This is a genomic window from Natronosalvus halobius, assembly GCF_024138145.1.
Lineage (GTDB): Archaea > Halobacteriota > Halobacteria > Halobacteriales > Natrialbaceae > Natronosalvus > Natronosalvus halobius.
In genome coordinates, this window is sequence record NZ_CP099997.1 from 3,372,029 (window position 1) to 3,393,234 (window position 21,206).

A 21,206-nucleotide genomic window follows, 5' to 3' on the forward strand; every position below is an offset into this window, starting at 1 on the left:
AATAGCGTTCATCCGGTTTTACGCACCAGTCGACGCCTGGAAGGGGACTGGTCTCGCTCGAGGCCGAGGTCTCCCTGGCAGTCGAACTACCGGTCGCCCGGTTCGAACGCCTCGAGCGCGTCCTCGGTCACGCCCTCCCGGGAGAGCAGCGTCAGGAGGTCGTCGGGTTCGATTTCGGTGTCGCCACGAGGGGTCAACACGGCGTCGTCGCGCTCGATAGCGATCACGAGCACGTCGTCGGCGAGAACGCCCTCTCTGGCGGCGCGCTCGAGGGAGAGCCCCGCAATGGGAGCCGATTTGGCGACGGTCACCTCGACGACCTCGGCGCCGCCGGTCAGACTGATGTAATCGGAGAGGGGCTGTGGCGTCCGGTCGTCGGGGCCGAAGGGGCGGTAGGCCTGATAGTGTTCGGCCTGGAGTAAGTCCTCGTCCTCGATGTCGATCCCGAGGGAGGCGATCTCGCGGGCGATTCGGCGCAGGTCGTTCGTGTCCGTGCCGACGGCGAGCACGTGGAGGTTTCGCCGGCCGGTCATGAGCTCGCGGACGTTGATCACGCCGGGAATCAGCCGTACCTGGTGGGCCATGCGCTCGCGGTCGTCGACCGGGGCGTTACAGAGGTAGAGGTTTCGCAGTCGCCCGTCGCCGCGCTCGAAGTCGACGTTGGCGTGGTATCCCTCGATCACGCCCGCCTCCTCGAGTTGACTGATTCGATTGCGGATCGTCGCCGCGGAAACGCCCACCTCGTCGGCGATCATCGGCGCCGAGATGGACCGCGCGTCCTCCATGAGGGCGTGGATGATGCGCCTGTTGACCTCGTCCAGACGAATGTCCATACGGTCCGTTCACGCGACAGTATTAAGGAGACTGTGTTTCGATCCCGCGAGCGTCAGTCGATGGGGTACTCGACGATCTCGTCGTGGTCGCAGTGGGGACACCGACTCGTCTTCGGATCGACCGTCGTCCCACAGTTTCGACACTCGTAGACGACCGTCGTCGGCCCGTCCACGTGGGCGCCGCGTGGCGCGTCGGGTGACTCCGGCTCGGCGTCCGTCCCCGGCAGGAGTCCAGTAAATATATCGGAGAGTGACATTGATCGTCCTGACAGCCGCTTCTATGTTCACCAGTATAAGCGTTTCGTCGACTATCGATAGGTGGTATATATATGCCGTTGCTGGAACCGAAATATTGGCGGACTCGAGTTCGTCAACCGGCTCGAGTGTGACCCACGTCTGACGGACCCTGCTCGACGCTCGGGGTCGACGGACCTGTCTCGAGTCGCGTCCGGCCGGGCCCGAAATCGGGAGCGACTCGATCCAGGCGGGCGGCCCCCTCGAGGCGAAGGCCGTTCCTAACAAAGCGCATTCCCGGTGGCCTCTCGGTCGAATGGACGTACTCACGCTGACGAACGCCGCGGATGCGCCGTTTCTGAACCAGCAACAGGCTGCCCTCGAACGACGCGGCGTTCGATTCGAGACGCTGTCGGTCGCCGGCGACGCGACCGGTGAGAACGCTCGCGGGCCGCGCGAGTACCTCCGGTTCTTTCGGACGGTGCGTCGCGAACTGGATCGCGAATACGACCTGATCCACGCCCACTACGGGCTCACGGCCCCAATGGCGCTCGCCCAGCGACGCGTGCCGGTCGTCTGCTCGCTCTGGGGATCGGACGTCCACGGTCCCGTCGCACCCGTGAGTCGCTTCTGTGCACCCTTCTGTGACGAGGTAATCGTCATGTCCGAGGCGATGGCCGACGCGCTCGGTCGAGAATGTCGCGTGATCCCTGACGGCGTCGACCTCGAAACCTTCCGGCCGGGGTCACAGGCGGCCGCTCGGGACCGCGTCGGCTGGCCCACCGACGAGCACACGGTCCTGTTCCCCTACGCGCCCGACCGGTCGGTGAAGAACTATCCGCGGGCGAAACGGATCGTCGACCGAGCGGCCGACCGACTCGAACGCCCCGTCTCCCTGCGAACGATTTCGGGCGTCGACCACGACGAGATGCCCCACTACATGAACGCCGCCGACGCCCTCCTGGTGACCTCCCACAGCGAGGGCTCGCCCAATGCCGTCAAGGAAGCGATGGCCTGTGACCTCCCGGTGGTCGCCGTCGACGTCGGCGACGTCCGCGAGCGCCTCGAGGACGTCTCTCCCTCGTGCGTGGCCGACGCGGACGCCGTCCTGGTCGACGGCCTGACCACGATCCTCGAGTCGGGCGCCCGGTCGAACGGCCGGAAGGCCGCCCGCGAGGTGAGCCTGGAGCACACGACCGACGCCATCCTCGAGGTCTACGAGTCGGTGACGGGTCTCGAGCGAATAGACCAGCGGCGAACGCGAGTGACGCGGTCCTGAGCGCGGGTCGCGTAGTCTCGAGCGCGTGCCGGTAGCACGGTCCCGAGCGCAGGCGATCGTGGACGCGTAAGCGGTCCCTACCGGAATCTAAAACTATCGTTTCTATAGTTATATCCTGACTATCATCGACAGGCCAGCCGCGTCACGGTCTCGAAGAGTTCCCGCTTTCGCTCGCGAACCTGGATTAGTCGTCGCCACCGACCGCCTGCGTGACGCTCGTCTCGAGTCCGTCCGCGTTCTCGCGTTCGGCGGCGTCCTCAGTCGACTCGCTGACTCGAGCGGCGACCTCGTCCATCGTCTCCACGGTGAGGTCGGTCTCTCGACGCTGCCGGTCGATATAGGCGAGGATCGCCCGCATCCGCTCGTCGTCGCGATCAGTCGTGAGGTTGTTCGGGTGGAGCCAGAGGTGACAGAGTCGGTCGTCGTCGGCCGCGACGGCCTGGTCGATCGCCCGGCGGGCCGTCACGACCATCGGATCGGCCCAGACGGACTCGGCGACCGTCCTGGAGACGCCCTCGAACCCGAAGCAAAACAGCGAGGCCGGCACGTTCACCAGGCCGTGCTCCTCGACCGTCGGTTCGACCAGCACCGAGCGCCCGCCCAGGCCGGTCTCCAGGACTGCCCGGAATCCCTCCGGCGTCGGCGTTCGGCCCCGGTAGGCGGTGAAGCCGGCCTCGGCGAGCGCCGCCCGGTGGCCGACGTCGTTTCGCGGGTAGACGAACGACGAGCACTCGAGGCCCCACTCGTCGGCCAGTTCGAGCGCCCGTTCGAACTCGGCGCGGGCCAGATCCCGATCGGTGCTCGGCGCGCCGAAGAGGATGTGGGAGAACGAGTGGCTCGCGAACTCGTGGTCGACCGGCGACTCGAGCACGGAACGGACCAGGTCGGGACCGAACCGGAGGTCGGGGCGATCCTTCCAGTCGGTCCGCTCGCGCTCGAACCAGCCTGCCGGGGCGGGGTGGTCGACGTGGCGGCCGTCGCAGTCTTCGAGCATGAGGTGGCCGACGACGGCCCACGTGGCGGGGACGTCGTAGGCTTCGAAGGCCTCACAAAGGGCGTGCCAGCCGCGTCGGCAGTGCTCGATGCGGTGGGCCGGCGGCGGGTGGAGGTCGAGAAATCCCCAGCCGAGTTCGGCGTCGACCGAGACGACGACGCTACCCACGACGATCACCTGCCACCCGCTCGCGGTCGCGACTCGGAGCGTCGACGGGAGCGAACATGCCTGGTGGATTCTCTCGTAACGGTTTTGTTATGGGCGGCCTGCCGCCGCGCTGTGGTCGCTTGCGCTCGGACGGGTTGGAACGACCACCTCAGGTGTGCTTCCCACCGAATCCCGCGGTAGTACCCATCGAGTGAACCGTCTCGAGCGAGCGACTGTGTTCCGTTCGTGGTGGTTTCCCGACGGCAGTCGCTGGATAACAAAGGCGTCAGTACGCCATGTCACCGACAGCAGGCGTCACCGACGCCTTGAGTATCATCATGAGCGGATCTACATCGACGACGGCGTCCGAGCGAGCGTTCGTTCTCGGGCTCGACGGCGTCCCCTGGAACTTGATCGAACGCTGGACCGACGAGGGCGCGCTCCCGAACTTCGCCCGACTGCGCGAGGAGGGAGCGTCCGGCCCGCTCGACAGCACGCGGCCGGCGACGACGCCGCTGGCGTGGCCCTCGATCGCAACCGGAGTGTGGCCCGATAAACACGGGATTTACGGGTTCCAGCAGCTCTCTTCATCGTACTCACACCAGATGTACACCAGCCGGGACTGCAAGCAGCCGCCGCTGTGGGAGCAACTCGGCCCCGCGGTCGTCGGCAACGTCCCGATGACGTATCCGGCGACCGAGATCGACGGTGAGGTGGTCACGGGGATGATGACGCCCTCGCTCGAGCACGACTTCACCCATCCGCCGGAACTCGCCGACGAAATCGTCGACCGGATTCCCGACTACCAGATCAGTCTCAACTACCCCGACTACGCCGACCGCCTCGACGAGTTCGAGGTTGCGGTCTCGGACATCCTCCGGAAGCGCCGGGAACTGATGCGATTGCTGATGGAGCGTCGGGACGACTGGGAGCTGTTCTTCTTCGTCTATACCGCGCCCGACCGCTTCCAGCATCTCATCTGGGACGAAGACCGCATCCTGGAGCAGTACCGTGCGCTCGACGACATTCTCGGCGAGGTGATGGACTACACCGACAAGCACGACGCCGACCTCTACGTGGTCTCCGACCACGGGTTCGGCCCCATCGACGAACTCGCCTACCCGAACCACTTCCTGGAGCGGGAGGGGTACCTCTTCGAGGAGGAAGACGACGGGACCCGGGGGGCGCTCGCGAGCCTGGGTATCTCCCGGGAACGCGTCTCGAGTGCGCTAAACCGGGTCGGAATCTCCGAGGAGTTCCTGGTCTCGAAGGTGCCGCGCCGGTTGCTCGACTCCGTCGCCGAGCAGATCCCCGGCCAGCACGCCCTCTACGACGTGGACTACGAGCGAACCGTCGCGTTCGTCCACGACGCTGGCAACCTCTACGTCAACGACTCGGATCGGTTCGACCACGGCGTCGTCTCGCCGCGGGAGATCCCGGCGCTCAAGGCCGAACTCACCGACCTCTTCGAATCGATCACCGACGACGCGGGCGAGCGCGTCTTCGTCGTCTACGACGGCGACGACCTCTTCCCGACGGATCCCGACTCGCCGAACCTCATCGTCAACGGGACGAACCGCTACGAGGGGCGCAACGGCGTCACCGACGAACCGTTTGGCGACCCGTCGCCGACCGCCGCGAGCCACCGCCCCGAGGGAATCATGCTCTGTCGCGGCCCCTCGATAGAACCCGGGGCGACGCTGCGGGGTGCACGGGTCGTCGACGTCGCCCCCACGCTGCTCCACGGCATCGGCAAGCCCGTCCCCACGAATGCCGACGGGCGGGTTCTCTTCGACGCGTTCCGCCCGGACGCCGAACCGACCGGAACCAAGGTCGCCCGCCAGGATGTTTCGAGCGAGCGTGACCAAGAGAGCGTCAACGATGACTTTTCGGGCGTCGAGGACCGATTGAAGGGCCTCGGCTACATGGAGTGACCGATCTCGGAATCGAGTCCTCGGAACGCAACGTCGGTAACGTCACCGTAACCCGGTTGCATGCATGTCCGGGAACCGATATATAGGTTCCAATTCGTACCTGGTAACGCAATGAAACCAGTTTGCAACTACGGATCGAACCGCCCCACGACCGCCCGCGACCTCGAGGTGAGCGCCTGATGTTCGAGTCTGCCGGCGCCGACGTGGCGTTCCTGCTCGCGCGCGTGATCTTCGGTGGCGTCCTCGCGTTCATGGGATTCAACCACTTCCTCGACGTCGAGGGGATGGCCGGCTACGCGGAGTTCAAGGGCCTGCCAGCACCGAAAGCATCCGTTGTGCTGAGCGGAGTCCTCCTCGTCCTCGGCGGGCTCTCGCTCGTCGCGGGCGTGTTCCCCGCTATCGGAGCCGGCGCGCTCGCGGTATTCCTCGTCGTCTCGGCGCTGAAGATGCACGACTTCTGGAACGCCGAGGGCGAAGAGGCCCAGAACGAGATGACGGCGTTTCTCAAGAACGTCTACGGCGCCGGTGCGGCCCTCGCGTTCCTCGCGGTCAGCAATGCCGCCTGGCCCTATGCGCTGAACATCGGGCTCTAGGCACTCGAGAGCGACGGGTACGACGTTCATCGGATGAGCTGGTCGATCCCGTTCCGAGCACGTCCGCCGAACTCGAGCAGCACCATACTGATGGGTAAATGACACCTATTCTTACGCTGCTCTAGAAGTAATTCAGGAGTGACTGTATGCGGATTAAATAAGAACGATACGTAACAACACAGTATTATATGGCGGAATATTGATGCTTGGCCGTCAGACAATCACTGTCGTGTTACACAGTGAAACGGCGCACCTTCATTAAAACTGTCACGAGCACGCTCGCGGGATTGGCTGCGACCCAACCCACGCAGGCCGCAGATTCCGCCCTCGACTGTGGCGTCTGGTACGACGCCGAGATCACACGCGTCGTCGACGGCGACACCTTCGACGTCTACGTCTACGAAACCGGCAAGGAGTACAACGTCCGCACACTCGGGCACGACACGCCCGAGAAAACCGGCAACACGAGTTACGAGATGATCGAGGAGTGGGAGTTCATCGAGGACGAGGCGCACCTCGAGCACTGGGGCAACGAGGCGACTAACTTCGCCGAGGCGGAGCTCCCTGCGGGCTCGGCGTGCCAGGTCCAAGTCGACTGCGCCTCCGAGGAGATCGACCAATTCGGCCGTCTCCTCGCGAAGATAAGGTACGATCGGGACGGCGACGGGACGTACACGGTTTACAACAAACTCACCCTCGAGGAGGGGTATGCCCGAGTGTACGCTGCAAGCCTGACGAACACGGACGAGTACCTCGAGGCCCAGGAGGCCGCCCGGGCGGCCGGGCGCGGGCTCTGGGTCGCCGACGACGGGTACGTCTCGGAGTGGCGAAACGACGACGTCGCGGCAACGTTTCACCCGCACACCTCGAGCGTCAGGACGACGGACGGCCCCGTCCCTGACTCGCGAGTACCGGTCTGGGCGGAGGACACCGCCGTCCAGGAGAACACCACCGCGAGCACCGTCGACTACGACTCGATTCCGATGGTCGGCGTCGACGAATCGCACAACCTCGCGTACTTCGGCGGCTGTACGATCAACGAACGCTGGGAGGGCGAGTCGGCCGACCTGAACCACTTCACGTTCGTCACGAACCTGATCGACCACCTCCACGACAGCGACGATCCCTCCGGGCCGGTGCTGGTCGACGGCGGCCACCGAACCTTCGAGCAGGACAACGCGGTTTCGGCGGAGGACACTGCGTACTACCAGCGCCACCTCGAAGGGCTCGGTATCGAACTCCACAGCATCAACGCCTACGGGAACGGACGTGGGTACAGCCTGTCGGATGCTCGCGCGCTCGTCGCTTCCTGTAGCCCGGAGGCGTGGACCGGGGCGGAAATCGCGGAGGTACAGGAGTTCGTCGACCAGGGTGGCGTCGTCCTCCTGCTGGGCAGCGGCAGCGAGACCGCTGGGGAGCGAGCCAACCTCGACGACCTCGCTGCGGGCCTCGGATCGGATCTCCGGCTCAACTACGACGACGTTCGCGACGACACGAACTACGCCGGCGATAGTCGAAAACTCCTCCAAACGGGGCAGCTGAACACGACCGACTTCGACCTCTGGTCGGCTTACGAGAGCGGCAAAGGTGTTCGAACGGATGTCTTGCGTGCGTCGCCAAACGATCCCGGCGCCGACGCGGATCACGAGTGGACGCTCGCTGACCCCGCCGACGAGTTCGCCGGCGAGCTCGATACGATCACCGTCGACTACCCCGACGGGACCAGTCTGGACGGCCTCACGAACGACGACGTGACCGTCTACCTGGACCGAGACAGCGACGGGACGGTCGACGAGATTCCGGTCAACGCCGATTCCTACGCTGGGAGCACCGCTACCTTCGACCTCGACGGTCGGTACAATACCTCGGTCGAGGGCGAGGTTCGCGTCGAGGTCGCCGGCGTCACGAATCCAAAGTCGGGCGAGTACGTCGCGGCGGAGACGCTCGAGGGCGACGATTACCTCTCGATCGACGTCGAGTACAACGTCACCGAGTTGCGGGCCGCGACAGATTCGGCCACTCGCGTCGGCGACGCGTCGGCGACGCTGAACGGAACGCTCGAGGACCTCGACGGCGCGGACTGGGGCGAAGTGTACTTCGAGTGGGGGCCGGCGGGCGACTTCGTGAACACCACTCCCTCCCGCTTACTCGAGGAAACGGGATCCTTCGGCGAAGAGATCGACGGTCTCGAGGCTGGTCGGGAGTACGAGTTCCGTGCCGTCGTCGAATCGAACCACGGCTACACGGCCTACGGTTCCGTGCGGTCGTTCACCGCCCAGAGCGACGTTCGATCCGACGTCCTCGAGGCCGATCCGAACACGGCCGGCGCCGAGTCCTATCACACCTGGACGCTCGCAGACCCCTCGGGTGACTTCGACGGCGAGGTGGACGCCATCGCGGTCGATTACCCCGACGGAACCAGTCTGGATGGCCTCACGAACGACGACGTGACCGTCTACATGGATCGATACGGCGACGGCACGGTCGACGAGATCGCCGTCAACTCCGACGAGTACGGTGGAAGCGCGGCGACCTTCGACCTCAACGGCGTCTACAATACGTCGGTCGAGGGCGAGGTTCGTGTCGAGATCGACGGTGTGACCAATCCCGATTCAGGAGAGTACGTCACCAACGAGACGCTCGACGGGGAGGACTACCTCTCCGTGGACGCCGAATTCGTCGTGGACTAGTCGGCCTCTAGAGTGACCCGTTCACGATGACCGGCGTCACTCGAGGTCGGCACCAATCGCGTCTTCGACCGACGAAAACCCGTCCTCGCGGAGCAATTCGAGGAGCCCACGATTGATCTCCTGGGCCGTCGACGGCCCGTTGTAGACGAAACCGGTGTAGAGTTGCACCAACGAGGCCCCGGCGCGGATCTTCTCGTAGGCGCGCTCGGCGGAGTCGACGCCGCCGACGCCGATAATGGGCACGTCGGTGTTCGACGCCAGGAGGCGAACGACGTCCGTCGATCGGTCCCGCAGCGGAGCACCGCTCAGCCCGCCCCACTCATCGCGCTCGGGCGAGTGCAGTCCGTCGCGCCCGGTCGTCGTGTTCGTCGCGACGATTCCGTCGACCCCCTGGGCCTCGACAATTTCGAGCAACTCGAGGACCGACTCCTCCGGCGAATCGGGACCGATCTTCACCAGGAGGGGGACGTCGGCGTCGTTCTCGGCGTGGAGGGTCTCGAAGATGGCCTCGATGTGCTCGGGCGAACTCTCGTCGAACTCGTCGGGCGTGTTCGGACAGGAGACGTTGACGACGACGTAGTCGGCGAACGGTGCCAGTCTGGTAAACACGCGGCGGTAATCCTCGATCGCCTCGCGCTCGCTCGAGATGTTCATCTTCCCGACGTTGACGCCGAGGGGAATCCGAGGCGTGCCGTCAGCTTCTAGCCGTTTTCGGACTCGATCCATCCCGTCGCCGTTGAATCCCATTCGGTTGACCATCGCCTCGTCCTCCTGGAGGCGGAACAGGCGTGGGCGTTCGTTGCCGGTCTGGGCGTACGGCGTCACGGTGCCAATTTCGACGAAACCGAATCCGAGGGCGGTCAGGGCGTGCGTGCACTCGGCGTTCTTGTCGAAGCCCGCGGCCACGCCGACGGGGTTGGGGAACGTCGACCCCAGGCAGTCGACCTCCAGGGCGGGGTGTTCGTACCGGTAGGCCGACTCCAGGGCCCACCTGGACGGTCGCGTCGACTGGGCTGCCCGGAGGAGCGTCTTCCCGGCGTCGTGAGCCGTTTCGGGCGGCAACGCGAACGCCAGCGGCCGGAGCCGCGAGTACAGCGTCATCGAGTATCGACTCCTACTTTAGTGGGAAAACACCTAAAAGACTCGAAACCACAATCCTGGAAACGCGTTCCGGAACCCGAAAAATTCCCCGTGCTATCTGGCGGATAACGAAATAGTTTTCCTCCGGCTACCGCTTGAGTCGACTATCAGACAACAGCGCCATGAGTAACGAATATCGTACGCGCTCGAGCGTCGTCTTCGGGGCCGGATCAGGGGCTGAAACCAGGGCGACTCGAGCGGGTCGCCCGCACGGGCGTTCGATCGGAGGGAACCGCCGTGGCGGCTGACCGCCTGCTCGTCCCGCTCTCTGAGTCGTCTACCGTCCGCCAGACGGTTGCCTACGCGGTCCAGTCGAGCCTCGAGTCCGACCCCGAGGAACTCGTCTGTCACCTCGTGGTCGCCGTCCCCTTCGAGGCTGACGTCCCCGAGGAGCGCGCGGAACTCGAGGCCGCCGAGCGCTTGCTCGAGCGGGCAGCGACGTGGGTCGGCGAGGACACCGATGACGTCGAGGTGACCGTCACCGTCGAGACGGCCATCATCGGCGCCGACGAGTACCTCTTCGGCCCGAAGGACTACGCCAACGCGTTCGCGGCCTACGCCGAGACGCACCACCTCGATCGACTCGTCCTGGATCCGGAGTACCAGCCCGGGGCGACCGCGCCGCTGCTGCAGCCGCTGGAGCGCGAACTCGCGCGAATCGATCTGCCCTTCGACGAAGCGCCGGTCGACCGACCGGCCCAGCACGCACGATTCGTCAGTACCGGCGGCTGGCGTCGCTTCTTCGGCCTCTTCGGCATCTCGTTCGTGTTCTACCTTGTCCTCGGCGACCCGACCTACTGGTTCGACCTCGTCACCGGCGTCGCCGTCGCCGGCATCGTCTCGCTGACGCTCTCGCAGGTCACGTTCATCCGCGAACCGTCGATCAAGCGCGGCCCCGTGCTGTTGATTCGCTTTCTCCTCTACGTTCCGTACCTCCTCTTCGAGATCATCAAGGCCAACGTGGCCGTCTCGATCACCATCCTTCGGCCCTCGATGCCGATCGAGCCGACGATGACGCGCGTCGACGCCCGCGTCAAGAGCGGCCTGCCACTGCTCGCGTTGGCCAACAGCATCACGCTCACGCCAGGGACGCTGACCGTTCGGGCGAACGACCAGTCGCTGGTCGTTCACACGCTGATCCCCGCCGCGCAGGCGGACCTCTTCGACGGCGGTCTCGAGCGAGCAATTCGGTTCGTCTTCCACGGCCGACAGTCCGCGGCCATCGCGTCGCCTCGAGAACGGGGGGATGCCGAGGTCGTCTATCCGGAGCCCGCTCGCGTCGCCGACGCGGACGCGGATAACGCTGACACGGACGCTGACGTTGATTCGCCCACCGAAAGAGGTGACGAACGATGATGCCGACCGACCTCAGCGAGATCTTCCTCGTCGCTGCCGCGGTGTTCGTCGTGCTCGCCATCGTCATGTTCTACCGGGCGGTCGCCGGCCCGACGACCCAGGACCGTCTCCTCGCGGTCAACGTCCTCGGGACGAACACGGTCGTCATCCTCGCCCTGCTCTCGGTGGCACTCGAGCAGCCGTGGTACCTCGACATCGCGCTGATCTACGCCCTGTTGAACTTCCTGATGGCAATCGCCATCTCGAAGTTCACCGTCGAGCGAGGTGGGGTACTGTGATCGAAACGATCCGCTTCTGGGCCATCGTCGGCCTCGTCGGTGCGGGCGTGTTCTTCACGCTCGTCTCCGCGGTTGGCGTCATCCGCCTTCCAGACGTCTACACGCGCGCGCACACGGCCTCCCAGACGGACACCCTCGGCGCGGGCTTCACGCTCGCGGCAGTCGCGCTGGCGCTCGGGTGGCAACACGCGACGGCGTACACCGTCCTCCTGCTGTTCTTCGTGTTCGTCACGAACCCGACGGCCGCCCACGCCATCGCGCGATCAGCCTCCGACGTCGGTATCGACCCGTGGACCGCCGACGACGCCCGCGAGGACACCCGCGACGACACGGGAGGTGACTCGCGATGAGCGCCGTCGCCTACACCCTCGCGGTGTTCGTCTTGCTGTCGGCCGTCGCGACCGCGCTGTTCCGGGACGTCCTCTCGGTCATCGTCGTCTTCGGCGCTTACAGCCTGGGGATGGCGATTCTCTACGCCTTCCTGCTGGCGCCCGACGTGGCCATGACCGAGGCCGCCATCGGTGCCGGCGTGACGACGGTGCTCCTGTTGCTCACCATCGCCCGGACGGCCCGCCCGACGACCGAGGACCGCTTCGAGTCGATTCACGTACCCTCACTCGTCGTCGTCGGGGCGTTCGTCCTCGTGCTCGTGACGGCAGTCCTGCCCGAAATGTACGCCGTCGGCTCCCAGGAGGCGCCCATCTGGGCGAACGCCGAGGTGACCCAGGCGTACCTCGAGTCGGCCTACGATGACACGGGAGTCGAAAACGCGGTAACGGCCGTCCTGGCGGCCTACCGTGGCTTCGACACGTTCGGGGAGGCGGTCGTCGTCTTCGCGGCGGGAATCGCCACCCTGCTCGTCCTGAAACGGGAGGTGTTCGTCTGATGAGCGATCGAGAACCCGTCAACGGCGGGTTCGAGGACACCTACACCGAGAGCCAGGTGATCCTCGTGGCGGTCAGGATCATCGCCCCGTTTACGCTCACCTACGGCCTGTTCATGGCCCTCCACGGAGCGGACACGCCCGGCGGGAGCTTCCAGGGCGGCGCCATCGTCGGCGTCACGATCCTCATGATCGCCTTCGCGTTCGGCATCGAGCCGACCCGGCAGTGGCTCACAAACAGCGCCATCGTCGCCCTCGTGACCGGAGGCGTCGCCGTCTTCGTCGGGATCGGCCTCGCGACCATCGTCCTGGACGGGGCGTTCCTCGAGTACGAGCGCTTCGAGACGATCGGCATCGCCGGCAAGTGGGGAATGGAGGCCATCGAGGTCGGCGGCATCGCCCTGATCGTCTCGGGCGTGATCGTCACGCTGTTCTTCGCGACGGCGGCCGGCTTTGGGACCAACGGACTCGACGACGAGACGGAGGGATCCACCGATGATTGAGTTACTTGCAAGCCACTACATCTACGGCCTGGTGTTCGTCGTGCTCGGCATCGGGCTCTACATGACCATCGCCAGCCAGAACCTCGTGAAGAAGCTGATTGGCGTCAATCTGTTTCAGTCGGCGATCTTTCTGTTCTTCGTCGCCACGGCCTACGTCGAGGGCGGGCGGGCGCCAATTCTCCACACGGGCACGGACGCACCGCTCGCGAGCCCGCTCCCGCAGGTGATCGTGCTCACCGCCATCGTCGTCGGCGTCGCGTTGACGGCGGTCGGCCTCGCGCTCATCGTCCGCATTCACGGCGAGTACGGGACGCTTCGGGAGGACACCCTCCGGGAGGTGCGCACCGATGAGTAGTCTCGAGACGCTCGTCGTCTTGCTGATCGTCGCGCCGATCCTGCTGTCGCTGGCGCCGATCGCGCTCGGCCTCCGATACGACCGCGTCGGCTGGCCGGTCGCGACGATCACGACGGCGGGGTTGTTCGCCGCCGCTCTCGCGCTGGCGTCGGACGTCTTCGTCGCCGAGGGGACGAACCGCGAGGTCGCCCGGATTCACGTCCTCGGCAACTTCGATGTCCCGATGGGGATCGAACTCGTCGCGGATCCGCTCTCGACCCTGATCGCCCTCCTGATCACCGGAACGGCGTTCGCCGTCCTCCTTCACACCCGGACGAACGGCCCGCGGGGGAACACGTTCTACACGGCCTACCTGCTGCTCGTCGGCGGCCTGCTGGGCATCACGCTCACCGGCGACGTGTTCAACCTGTTCGTCTTCCTCGAGATCACGAGCCTCGCGACCTACGCGCTGGTCGCCAGCGGCGACGGCCCCGAGTCGGCGGTCGCCGCCCTGAAGTACCTGATCCTGGGGACGGTCGCGGCCTCGCTGTACCTCATGGGCGTCGGCCTCCTGTTCATGGGAACGGGGACGCTCAACATGGCCGACCTGGCCGCGACGATTCCGGCGCTCGAAGGACAGAACGTCACCCTCGCTCGCGCGGGGCTGGCGTTCATTGTCGTCGGCTTCGCGATCAAGGTCGCCCAGTGGCCCCTCCATAGCTGGCAGCCAGATGCCTACCAGCACGCCCCCGACGGCGTGACGGCGGTGATCGCCTCGCTCGTCTCGACAGCCTCGGCGTACGCTCTCGGGCGCGTCCTCTTCGGGGTCTACGGCCCCGAATTTATCGCCTCGACGCCCAACGCGTCGGCGGTCGTCGTGACCATCGGCTGTCTCAGCGTCGTCGCCGGGAGCACCCTCGCGGTGATCCAGCGCGACGTCACGCGAATGCTCGCGTACTCCTCGGTGTCGCAGTTCGGCCTGATCGTCGCCGCTTACGGCGTGCTCACCGAACAGGCGCTCTCGGGTGCGCTGATCCACCTCGTCGGCCACGGCCTGACGAAGGCCGGCCTGTTCGTTGCCGTCGGCTGGATCGCCATCGCTCACGGCGCCCGAACGGTCGACGAGTACGCCGGCCTCGCCGGTCGACAGCCGTTCGTCGCCGGGGCGATAGCCATCCTCTTGCTCTCGCTCGTCGGCATCCCACCCTCGATCGGCTTCGTCGGCAAGTGGTACATCGCCCTCGGCGCCGTCGAGGCCCAGGCCTGGCCCGTCGCCGCCGTCATCCTCTTTAGCACCATGCTTACTCTCGCCTACGTCGCCCGGTTGCTCGAGACCATGTACGTCACCCCACCCCTCGATTCGGCGGTCGAACCGGCACACGACACCCCGGCAGCGACCGACGGAGGACGACCGGGATCTGGCGCCAGTACTAGCACCGATACCGGATCCGATCCCAGCGAACCTGGCCTCGAACGCACCGGGATCACGACCCAGAAGTCGGTCCCGCTCGGTACCCTCGCGGTACTCGTTCTCGCCGCCGTCCTCGCCGTCGCGCTCGGGTTCGCCGGTGAACTATTCGTCGACGTGCTCGAGCCGTTCCTGGAGAGCGTCCTGGAGGTGTCTTCCTGATGGTAGAACACGCCGTTACCGACCCGCGACCGCTGGCGGCCGTCCTCGTCTCGGCGGTCACCGTCGCCCTGATCATCGCCTCGTATCGCCATCCGAACGTCCGCGAGGGCTGGTCCGTCCTGGCCGCGCTCTCGAAGTTCGCCATCGTCGCGAGCATGCTCCCCGGCGTGATGGACGGGACCGTCTACCAGTGGCGCCTCAGCGAGGCGACGGGCTACACGTTCGTCTCGGGGATCGACTTCACCCTGCGGGCCGACCCGCTGGGTCTCTTCTTCGCGCTGCTCGCGAGCTTCCTGTGGATCTTCACCTCGTTCTACGCCGCGGGCTACATGCGCGGGCTGGACGAACACGCCCAGACGAGGTTCTTCGCCGCCTTCGCGGCCAGTCTCTCGACGGCTGTCGGCATCGCGTTTGCCGGCAATCTGGTCACTATCTTCGTGTTCTACGAACTCCTCTCGCTCGTGACCTACCCACTGGTCGCGCACAACGAGGACGACGAGGCCCGGATCGCCGGCCGGAAGTACCTCTTCTACACGTTCTTCGGCGGCGGCGTCCTCCTGCTCGCAGGTACAGTACTAGTGTACTGGCTCACCGCGGGCGTCGGCGACCCCACGGTCGCCTTCGAGTCCGGCGGCATGTCGGCGCTCGCTGACGCCGCTGCGGCCGATCCCGCGATGGCCCAGGCCGCCTTCTACCTCCTGATTGCCGGCTTCGGCGTCAAGGCCGCGGTCATGCCGCTTCACTCCTGGCTCGCCGACGCGATGGTCGCGCCGACGCCTGTCTCCGGCCTGCTCCACGCCGTCGCCGTCGTCAAGTCCGGCGCCTTCGGCGTCGCCAGGGTCATCCTGGAGGTGTACGGCCCCGAGACCATCCGGGACCTGCCCCTTTCAGTGCCTGGCGTCGGCGAGGTAGGACTCAACATTCCCGTGGCGATCATGGCCGCGTTCACGCTGACCGCGGCGAGTATCATCGCCATGCGGAAGGATCACCTCAAGCGACGGCTGGCCTACTCGACGACGGCCCAGCTATCGTACATCGTCCTCGGGCTCTCCTTGCTCCATCCGTGGACGATCTTCGGCGCTCTGTTTCACATCCCGGCCCACGCCTTCGGAAAGCTTACGCTGTTCTTCTGCGCCGGGGCGATCCACGTCGAGACCCACACCGACTACATCAGCGAGATGGCCGGTATCGGCAAGCGGATGCCGCTCACCCTGTCGGCGTTCACCATCGGTGCGGCCGGAATGGCCGGCATGCCGCTGGTCGCCGGCTTCGTCAGCAAGTTCTACATGCTGATCGGCTCGGTCCGACTCGAGGGGTCGGAGTGGATCTACCTGGACGGCTGGGGCTGGCTGTTCGCGGCCACCCTCCTGCTCTCGGGCGTGCTCAACGTCGCGTACTTCTGGCCCATCGTCTACACCGCGTTCTTCGAGCGCGAGGACCGCCACGACGCGAAGCCGCTCGTCGAGTTCCCGATGGGCGGACAGTTTCGGTCCTACACCGGGCGCGTGGCTGACCCCATCCGACCCGATGGCGGGCGCAATCACGAGGTCGATGCGGACGCCGGGGGCCTCGAGGGCGAACCCGAACACGAGGGCGAGACCGACGCTGAAGTCGACGGCCACGCGAGCCACGCCGTCGACGCGAACCCGAGCGACGCCGACGTCCCGTTCGGGGCCGGGACGCGTCGCGGGCCCCGCGGGGAGCCCGTTCCCATCGATAGCGACCACGGCCACGGCCACCACGGCGGCCCGCCCGCCGACGGCTGGGCACGCCACACCCCGCTCACCGAGAGCACGTGGCTCATGCTCGTCCCCATCACCGTGATCGCCACCGGCGCTGTCGTCCTCGGCGTGATTCCCGACTACGCGATCTTCCTCGAGCTGGCGGGAACCATCGTCGAGAACGTCACCGGGGAGGTGATCCTCGGATGACTGCCACCAGCGTCGAGACGCTCGTCTACGCCTACCCGCCACTGCTCGTCCTGGTGGCGGCGCTGCTCGCGCTCATCCTTCCCCGTGCCCTCGGCTACGCCGTCGGCGCGCTCTCGCTGTTCGGCGTCCTCGCCGTCTCCCTGCTCGTTCCGGAGGGCCAGCACCTGACGACGACGTTCCTCGGGTTCGCCGACGTCCAGCCGTTCTTCGTCGACGACTTCAGCCGGATGATCGGGACCGGGATCGGCTTCCTCGGGGGCATGGCCGTCGTCTACGCCTACTCGTGCGAGGCCAGCCGTCGACTCCTGGGGTTGGCGCTGTTCTACGTCGCCTCCTGTCTCGGCGCAGCGTTCGCGGGTGACTGGCTCGCGCTCGTCTTCATGTGGGAACTCATGGCGATGACCAGCACCCTGCTGGTGTGGCTCCACGGCGACGACGCCGTCCGCGCGGGCTTTCGCTACGCGCTGTTCCACGGCATCGGCGGCGTACTGGTGCTGTTCGCCGTCACCGCCCACTACGCCCAGACAGGGACGTTCGCCTACGAGGGCGGTATCGCGGGCGGCATCCCGACGGTCCTGGCGATGGTCGGCATCGGCGTCAACGTCGGCTTCGTCGGCCTGCACACCTGGCTCCCGGACACCTACCCACGTCCGCACATCGCCGCGTCGGTGTTCCTCTCGGTATTCACCACGAAGACGAGCGCGTACGTGCTCTACCGGGCGTTCCCCGGCGACGGCGATCTCGCGCTGGCGTACATGGGCGGGCTGATGGCCGTCTACGGCGCCACCTTCGCGCTGCTCCAGCACGACATGCGCGCGCTGCTGTCGTACCACATCCAGGCCCAGGTCGGCTACATGGTCGCCGGCATCGGCATCGCCTCGAACCTGGCCGTCGCCGGCGCGATGGGCCACCTGTTCAACAACGTCCTCTACAAGAGCCTGCTGTTCATGGCCGTCGGCGTCATCATCTACCGGACCGGCGAGGAGGACCTGTACAAACTCGGCGGTCTCTGGCGCGAGATGCCCCTGACCGCCGCCGCGTTCGGTCTCGGCGCGCTCTCGATCACCGCCGTTCCCGGGTTCAACGGCTACATCAGCAAGGGGATGATCCTCGACGCGGCCGATCCGGGCTACTACGGCGCGCCCGAGTACCAGGCGCTTTACTACCTGCTCTGGCTCGGCGCCATCGGGACGTTCCTCTCGTTCATCAAACTCGGCTACTACGCCTTCCTCCACGGGGAGAGCGACGTCCAGGTGGCCGACGCGCGTCCAGGACAGACCGTCGCCATGCTGTCGGTCGGCGGCGCGTGTCTCCTCCTGGGCGTCTGGTGGCAAGGCTTCGTCGACTTCCTGCCGCTGATCGAGGGGACGGCCTTCGAGTATCCGGGCGGCGAGAGCCACCTCGACCCCTACAGCGAGAGCCACCTGATTGATTCAGCCCTGCTCCTGGGCATCTCGGTCGTCGGCTTCGCGCTCGTCCGCAAGCCGCTCTCGAAACTCGACCTCGCGGACCCCGCGACGGTGGTCTACCCCGTCGGCTACGCCGTCGGGCGGTGGTCGACCCTCGCCGTCACCGAACTGTTCGCTGCCGTCGACCGGGCCGCCGTCTCGCTCGTACGGTCGGGCTACTGGGTCGGAAACAACCCCGTACTCGCCGTCGAGCGGGCGACGCGAGGCCTGCCATCGTGGCTCGTCGACCTCGAGGAGACGGGACGAACTGACGGCGGCCGACCCTCGACGCTCTCGCTGCGGGTGACTATTGGGACGAGCGTTCTTCTCATTACGCTCGTCCTGACCGTCGTCCTCGCGCTCGTACTCTGACCGGAGTCAGTCGATTCCGATCGGCCACCGACGACGCTCGAGGCTCGCCGGAACGCCCATCGCGATAGCTCGAGACTACAGGTTCCGCAAGCGTCGCATAACAATGGGCGGACGGACGAATCACAGTCGTAGATGAGACGCACTGCTACCTACGTCCCGCTTTCGGCTCTCCGCGGATCCGACGCTCGCCCTCCGAGCACGTCGTCGGTACTGCGGAGGTGAGTACCGTGTACCGAGCACACAGCGTCGGCGTCGTGGTGCCCGCCTACAACGAGGAGGGGTTCGTCGGCCGAGTGATCGAGACGATGCCCGCGTTCGTCGACCGGGTGTACGTCGTCGACGACCGCTCGACGGACGGCACCTGGGAGGAGATCACGCGCTACGCCGAGCGGGCGACCCCACAACTGGTGACGGATGGAAACGGTTCCTCGAGCGCCGTCCAGGCCTCGAGCGATGGAGGGGGTCGGGCCGACCGTTCCAGCGGATCCGAGCGATCCGGCAAGTCCAACCGATCCGATCGGACGGCTCCCGACGGCGGCTCGAGCGTCGCCTCCAGCACCGATGCCGAGACGGACCGCCTGCCAGAGACGGACCTGGGCAGTATCGAGCGAGAACGTGAACTCGATCGCCCGACCGACGACCATGCACAGCAGTCCGACGCCCCCCTCGAGGACGCCGACCGATCGAGTCAGCGAGACGAGGAGGCCAGCGAGGACGCCTCGACGACGGTCGTCCCCATTCGCCACGAGCGAAACCGTGGCGTCGGCGGCGCGATCAAGACCGGTTACCGCCGTGCTCTCCAGGACGGGATGGACGTCACCGCGGTCATGGCCGGCGACGCCCAGATGGATCCCGATCAGCTCCACCGGCTGCTCGATCCCATCGTCGAGGGCCAGGCCGACTACGCCAAGGGTAACCGCCTCGCGGGGCGAGACCACCGGGAGTCGATGTCGAACTGGCGGCTCTTCGGCAACGTCACCCTGACCGTCCTGACGAAGGTTGCCAGTGGCTACTGGGAGATGATGGATCCCCAGAACGGTTACACGGCCATCTCGAGGGGAGCGCTCGAGGCCGTCGACCTGGACGCCCTCTACGAGGAGTACGGCTTCGCGAACGACCTGCTCGTCGAACTCAACACGGCCGGCTACCGGATCGCGGACGTGTCGATGCCGGCGGTCTACGGCGACGAACGGAGTCACATCGAGTACCGGACCTTCGTGCCGCGGCTCTCGAAGCTCCTCCTGGCGGGCTTCTTGCGCCGGCTCGGCCGACGGTACGTCGTCCGTGAGTTCCACCCGCTGGTGGTGCTCTACGGGCTCGGCGTCGCGGGCTGGCTGCTGGCGACGGCGGCGTTCGGGTGGGCGGCGGCCAACCGCGCCCGTGCCGAGACACGAACCGGTCGCATCGGCTGGACCGTCCTCTACGCCTTCCTCGGGGCGATGTGTCTCGCGTTCGCGATGACGCTCGACCACGAGGCCAACGTCGGCACGGTGACGGTGGTGAGCGACCGATGAAGGCAATCGTCACCATCCAGCACCCCGCCCACGTCCACTTCTACCGTCACGTCATCGACGAACTTGAGGCGCGAGGCCACGAAGTGTTCGTCTTCGCTCGCGAGAACGACCTGGCGGTGCCGCTGCTCAACGCCTACGGCATCCCCCACGAGGTGCTGACGGGCCCCCAGGACTCGCTGTCGGAACTCGCGAAGGTGCAACTGGCCTACGAACTCCGCCTGCTCCGGCGGGCCCGGAAAATCGACCCGGACGTGATGACCGCCATTGGTGGCGTGGCGGTCTCTCACGTCGCCCCGCTCGTCGGCGCCCGGAGCGTCGTCTTCGTCGACAACGAGGGGACGACCTCCCACCGGATCACGACGCCGTTCGCCCACGTTGTCGCCACCCCGCGCAACTACGACGAGGACTACGGCGCGAACCACGTCCGCTACGACGGCTTCCACGAACTCGCCTACCTCCACCCGGATTCCTTCGAACCCAACCCGGACGCGCTGGTCGCCCACGGTGTCGACCCCGACGCCACCTACTTCGTCCTCCGGTTTCGCCGGTGGGACGCGCTCCACGACGTCGGCGAGGGCGGCCTCTCGCTCGAGGGCAAACGCCGTCTCGTCTCGATGCTCTCGGAGTACGGCGACGTCTACATCACGAGCACGGACCCGCTTCCGTCGGACCTCGAGACCTACCAGCTGCCGGTGGCGCCGACGCTGATCCACGACCTGCTCTACTTCGCCGACTGCTACGCGGGAGACTCGGCGACGATGGCGACCGAGTCGGCATTGCTCGGGACGCCGACCGTTCGCATCCAGTCGTTCGCCGCTCGCGAGACGGACATGACCAACTTCGTCGAACTCGAGGAGACCTACGACCTCCTCCGGTCGACGCCCGACGAGGAGAAGGGACTCGACCTGGTTCGGGAGATCGTCCAGGACCCCGAGACGAGGACGCGCTGGCGGGCGCGTCGGGAACGGTTGTTCGAGGACAAAATCGACGTCGCGGCGTACGTCACGGAGTTGCTCTGTGAGCAGGGTGGGGCGGCGGTGGAAACGGTCGAGCAGCGGGCCGTTTCGGCGGACTGATCGCGGGACCTCGACACGGGCGTTTTTCCTTTTCGGT

19 protein-coding genes are annotated in these 21,206 nt (G+C 66.3%); 15 read left to right on the forward strand and 4 right to left on the reverse strand.

Annotation, left to right across the window (positions count from 1 at the left end; genetic code table 11):
* Positions 1-86 precede the first annotated feature (86 nt).
* The gene (locus tag NGM15_RS16325) at positions 87-833 is read right to left on the reverse strand and encodes an Lrp/AsnC family transcriptional regulator (RefSeq protein ID WP_253433274.1); all 747 of its coding nucleotides are present in this window, start codon (positions 831-833) and stop codon (positions 87-89) included.
* Positions 834-886: 53 nt separating this feature from the next.
* Positions 887-1,090 carry a zinc ribbon domain-containing protein gene (locus tag NGM15_RS16330; protein WP_253433276.1) on the reverse strand — a complete coding sequence of 68 codons (204 nt, stop codon included), beginning with the start codon at positions 1,088-1,090 and terminating at the stop codon, positions 887-889.
* A gap of 293 nt (positions 1,091-1,383) precedes the next feature.
* On the opposite strand from NGM15_RS16330, the gene NGM15_RS16335 reads away from it, so the two are divergent.
* Complete coding sequence (locus NGM15_RS16335; protein WP_253433279.1) at positions 1,384-2,346, forward strand: glycosyltransferase; 963 nt, start codon at positions 1,384-1,386, stop codon at positions 2,344-2,346.
* Between the two features lie 184 nt (positions 2,347-2,530).
* On the opposite strand, the gene NGM15_RS16340 is transcribed toward NGM15_RS16335, so the two are convergent.
* Entirely contained in the window at positions 2,531-3,508 is a 978-nt protein-coding gene (locus NGM15_RS16340; protein ID WP_253433281.1) for a polysaccharide deacetylase family protein, read from the reverse strand.
* A gap of 317 nt (positions 3,509-3,825) precedes the next feature.
* Between NGM15_RS16340 and NGM15_RS16345 the strand changes: the two genes are divergently transcribed.
* From NGM15_RS16345 to NGM15_RS16355, 3 genes are all read left to right on the forward strand, one after another.
* Positions 3,826-5,421 carry an alkaline phosphatase family protein gene (locus tag NGM15_RS16345; RefSeq protein WP_253438165.1) on the forward strand — a complete coding sequence of 532 codons (1,596 nt, stop codon included), beginning with the start codon at positions 3,826-3,828 and terminating at the stop codon, positions 5,419-5,421.
* Between the two features lie 179 nt (positions 5,422-5,600).
* Entirely contained in the window at positions 5,601-6,014 is a 414-nt protein-coding gene (locus NGM15_RS16350) for a DoxX family protein (RefSeq protein ID WP_253433284.1), read from the forward strand.
* A 239-nt stretch (positions 6,015-6,253) separates the two neighbouring features.
* On the forward strand, positions 6,254-8,704 hold the full coding sequence (locus NGM15_RS16355) for a thermonuclease family protein (RefSeq protein ID WP_253433287.1): 2,451 nt from the start codon (positions 6,254-6,256) through the stop codon (positions 8,702-8,704).
* 36 nt (positions 8,705-8,740) lie between these two features.
* Here NGM15_RS16355 and NGM15_RS16360 read toward each other — a convergent pair whose 3' ends face one another.
* Positions 8,741-9,805: a quinone-dependent dihydroorotate dehydrogenase gene (locus NGM15_RS16360; RefSeq protein ID WP_253433290.1), complete on the reverse strand. Its 1,065-nt coding sequence runs from the start codon at positions 9,803-9,805 to the stop codon at positions 8,741-8,743.
* 276 nt (positions 9,806-10,081) lie between these two features.
* On the opposite strand from NGM15_RS16360, the gene NGM15_RS16365 reads away from it, so the two are divergent.
* The 11 genes from NGM15_RS16365 to NGM15_RS16415 all read left to right on the forward strand — a co-directional run bounded on the left by NGM15_RS16365 (position 10,082) and on the right by NGM15_RS16415 (position 21,169).
* Positions 10,082-11,200, forward strand: a complete 1,119-nt coding sequence (locus NGM15_RS16365; protein WP_253433292.1) for a monovalent cation/H+ antiporter subunit E — start codon at positions 10,082-10,084, stop codon at positions 11,198-11,200.
* Positions 11,197-11,478, forward strand: coding sequence for a cation:proton antiporter (locus tag NGM15_RS16370; RefSeq protein ID WP_253433295.1), 282 nt, complete (start codon positions 11,197-11,199; stop codon positions 11,476-11,478). The genes NGM15_RS16365 and NGM15_RS16370 overlap by 4 nt, the downstream gene beginning before the upstream one ends.
* Positions 11,475-11,828: a monovalent cation/H(+) antiporter subunit G gene (gene mnhG / locus NGM15_RS16375; RefSeq protein ID WP_253433298.1), complete on the forward strand. Its 354-nt coding sequence runs from the start codon at positions 11,475-11,477 to the stop codon at positions 11,826-11,828. Before NGM15_RS16370 ends, mnhG begins: the two co-directional genes overlap by 4 nt.
* Positions 11,825-12,364, forward strand: a complete 540-nt coding sequence (locus tag NGM15_RS16380) for a DUF4040 domain-containing protein (protein ID WP_253433301.1) — start codon at positions 11,825-11,827, stop codon at positions 12,362-12,364. The genes mnhG and NGM15_RS16380 overlap by 4 nt, the downstream gene beginning before the upstream one ends.
* The gene (locus NGM15_RS16385; protein WP_253433303.1) at positions 12,364-12,864 is read left to right on the forward strand and encodes an MnhB domain-containing protein; all 501 of its coding nucleotides are present in this window, start codon (positions 12,364-12,366) and stop codon (positions 12,862-12,864) included. Before NGM15_RS16380 ends, NGM15_RS16385 begins: the two co-directional genes overlap by 1 nt.
* Positions 12,857-13,219 (forward strand): cation:proton antiporter subunit C, encoded by a 363-nt coding sequence (locus tag NGM15_RS16390; protein WP_253433305.1) that lies wholly within the window; start codon positions 12,857-12,859, stop codon positions 13,217-13,219. Before NGM15_RS16385 ends, NGM15_RS16390 begins: the two co-directional genes overlap by 8 nt.
* Complete coding sequence (locus NGM15_RS16395; RefSeq protein ID WP_253433308.1) at positions 13,212-14,828, forward strand: monovalent cation/H+ antiporter subunit D family protein; 1,617 nt, start codon at positions 13,212-13,214, stop codon at positions 14,826-14,828. Before NGM15_RS16390 ends, NGM15_RS16395 begins: the two co-directional genes overlap by 8 nt.
* Entirely contained in the window at positions 14,828-16,759 is a 1,932-nt protein-coding gene (locus NGM15_RS16400) for a proton-conducting transporter transmembrane domain-containing protein (protein WP_253433311.1), read from the forward strand. Before NGM15_RS16395 ends, NGM15_RS16400 begins: the two co-directional genes overlap by 1 nt.
* Positions 16,756-18,579 carry a Na(+)/H(+) antiporter subunit D gene (locus NGM15_RS16405; protein WP_253433314.1) on the forward strand — a complete coding sequence of 608 codons (1,824 nt, stop codon included), beginning with the start codon at positions 16,756-16,758 and terminating at the stop codon, positions 18,577-18,579. The genes NGM15_RS16400 and NGM15_RS16405 overlap by 4 nt, the downstream gene beginning before the upstream one ends.
* A 227-nt stretch (positions 18,580-18,806) precedes the next feature.
* The gene (locus NGM15_RS16410) at positions 18,807-20,093 is read left to right on the forward strand and encodes a glycosyltransferase family 2 protein (protein ID WP_253433317.1); all 1,287 of its coding nucleotides are present in this window, start codon (positions 18,807-18,809) and stop codon (positions 20,091-20,093) included.
* Positions 20,090-21,169 (forward strand): DUF354 domain-containing protein, encoded by a 1,080-nt coding sequence (locus NGM15_RS16415; protein ID WP_253433320.1) that lies wholly within the window; start codon positions 20,090-20,092, stop codon positions 21,167-21,169. The genes NGM15_RS16410 and NGM15_RS16415 overlap by 4 nt, the downstream gene beginning before the upstream one ends.
* Positions 21,170-21,206: the final 37 nt, after the last annotated feature.